The sequence below is a fragment of the Brevundimonas vesicularis genome (assembly GCF_900445985.1).
Lineage (GTDB): Bacteria > Pseudomonadota > Alphaproteobacteria > Caulobacterales > Caulobacteraceae > Brevundimonas > Brevundimonas vesicularis_D.
Window position 1 is genome coordinate 1 of record NZ_UAQP01000026.1, and the last position, 2,317, is coordinate 2,317.

Sequence of the window (2,317 nt, forward strand, 5' to 3'; positions counted from 1 at the left end):
CATGATTTCATCTACTTCACGACGTGCAACAGCCGCCTGCTCATCCGCTTTAAGCAAATTACGTACGAATACGAAAATCATGAAGATGAAGTACACAATACCGAATCCAATAGCGCCATAAAGAATTCTTTGCTCTAGAATTTCTTCTTTTGCAATATGCCCTTGAATGGTTGAAATGGCGTCATCTGTTTCGGTAATCAAATTGAGGTTAGAAACTTTTGCTTGCGTCATCGCAGACTCTAACTCATCCTGGCTGTCCACCATAATGTCATCAGCAACAGCCAGATAGGCTTTGATATTAACTGCCAAAGGCTCCCAATTCTGCTTTAAGGCATGCAAATTATTTGAAATACTTTGCACGTTGTCATTAGAAACATGGTACGTCACACCATTGGGGCTGATATAAGTCCCTCCGTTTTCTAATGTTTGTAAGATTTTTGGAAATTCTTGGGTGTTTTGTTGCAGACGATTAAGTACTGCTCTCATGTGCGGACTGTTGGTGTCTTCCCCATAACTTGCATTCGCATCAAAAATATCCCGAATGATTTCCCGGCTATACTGACCAAGAGTTTGAAGAACCTGAATACGATCGTTTTCTGTTTGTTTATGGCTTGCCACCCGCAACTCATACAAGGTAATTCCAATAAAAATAACAACTAACAATGCAATCGCTACAACCAATCCTAAATATTTTTTAAGCGGCGAGGTCTTCTTGATCTCTTGAGTTGGCTTTGCCATAACTACTCCTGATAATATAGAAATATAATATAATTTGCCCAAATAAATGGCGGTTACTTAGAGCAACCGCGTAAACTTTTGGAACCTTTATATCTTAACAAAAGATAAACGGCAAGAAAACTTTTTGTTAGTTGTAGGACACAGTATTTTAATATCTAAAAAACAACGTACTAAAATAATCAACACTGTTTCTAAAAGAATAATATCTGACAAAAACCGTGCAAAAGAGTGTAGTCCTTAACTTTCTTAACTTATTTCATCAAAAATACTGAAATTTCCTCATTGCAAGGTCATTTGCTGTGCATTTAATAGCTGCTGCAGACGCTTGCTGTAATAGGCATTGCCATTGCGTTTGTCATACATTTGTGACAAATCTTGCGCCAATTCCTTTGCGGAAACGAAAATATTTTCCTTAAAATATGCCATTGCCGAAAGATAATGCAAGGTGATGATTGGATGATTTTGGCTACGCCGTCCGATGGCTTCATGATATTTTTCAGATAAGCTCTGTGCCGTATCATATTGTCCTAATTTGATTTGCAATTGAATCAATCTGGGCAGCAAATGAATGAAGTCTTCGCCGGCAGATTCAATGAGTTGCACCGCTTTGTGCATCTGTGCCGCCGCTTCTGTCCATTGATCGCTTTCAATCAGGCTGTCGATAATAGGATAGTAAGTATTGTGCGGCACTTCGACGCAGCTCATACTGCCGTCAAGAATGGGCTGCGCTAATTGCACGGTTTGTTTATATTGCCCGATAAAGTGTCGGTAATGGATTTCATCGTTTAATTCGCAGGCTTCGCAATCTGAAAAATCATCTTTTCAGATTGATGCCATGCTTGATGATGTATTTTTGCGCGCTCGATATCGCCCATATTCATGGCTTGGAGCATGAGGCATTTATGCAGCATGGCTGTCCCCAGTTCGCCGCGCTCATAATATTCACGCATGACTTCATTATAAAATTCGATGCGTTCTTTGGGCATATCGGGCATAAGCGGCAAATCGGCGATAAACCATTTATATGCCCATAAGCAATGAGAGAGTTCCTGGCAGACTTTCTTTTTTGCTTTTTCCGTTTTACGCAGATTGAGGCGCTCGATGCAGTCTTCCGTCAGCCAATGTAGGCAGGCGATTTGAAAATCGGGAGAATAAAGATGGTTGGGGGCTTCTTCTCCAATGACATGACGACAAATTTGCGCCATCAATTTTTCATCTTCCGCATCTTGCGCGGCATCTAAGGCTTTTACTGTTTCATGCTGGATATCGCCATAACTTTCTAAAAGCCGCCATTGTGCACAAAGCTGTTCGAACTTTTTCATTTATTATCTATACCATAGAGGAATTTTTTCTAAAACACATTTCTACTTAACGCGAATAGGCTAAAGCAATCAAAGCATTGCTTAAATGTAGTGCAGCGGCTTCATAGCCTGCTTGGGTGAAATGCACACCGTCATTGCGCGCCAATTTACGCCTTATCCATGTTTTCATGCCGCATTCGCCACCCATGACATTTTGCCATGACCAATATAGGGTTTTATGCTGTTGCGCGCTGTACCATTGAATATTTTGAATGGCA

At 40.6% G+C, this 2,317-nt stretch carries 4 protein-coding genes; all 4 read right to left on the reverse strand.

The window, feature by feature from the left end; all coding sequences use genetic code 11:
* The coding region (locus DT343_RS18450; protein ID WP_220116862.1) for a hypothetical protein at window positions 1–738 on the reverse strand (738 nt) is incomplete at its 3' end.
* Between the two features lie 279 nt (window positions 739–1,017).
* The gene (locus DT343_RS18455) at window positions 1,018–1,443 is read right to left on the reverse strand and encodes a hypothetical protein (protein ID WP_146756792.1); all 426 of its coding nucleotides are present in this window, start codon (window positions 1,441–1,443) and stop codon (window positions 1,018–1,020) included.
* Window positions 1,444–1,523: 80 nt separating this feature from the next.
* Window positions 1,524–2,060, reverse strand: coding sequence for a hypothetical protein (locus DT343_RS18460; protein ID WP_146756793.1), 537 nt, complete (start codon window positions 2,058–2,060; stop codon window positions 1,524–1,526).
* 46 nt (window positions 2,061–2,106) lie between these two features.
* The coding region (locus DT343_RS18465; RefSeq protein WP_220116863.1) for a hypothetical protein at window positions 2,107–2,317 on the reverse strand (211 nt) is incomplete at its 5' end.

Coding starts and splice junctions, on each gene's coding strand:
- DT343_RS18455 (WP_146756792.1), bottom strand. CDS start 1,443: ATGAGCTGCGTCGAAGTGCCGCACAATACTTACTATCCTATTATCGAC.
- DT343_RS18460 (WP_146756793.1), bottom strand. CDS start 2,060: ATGAAAAAGTTCGAACAGCTTTGTGCACAATGGCGGCTTTTAGAAAGT.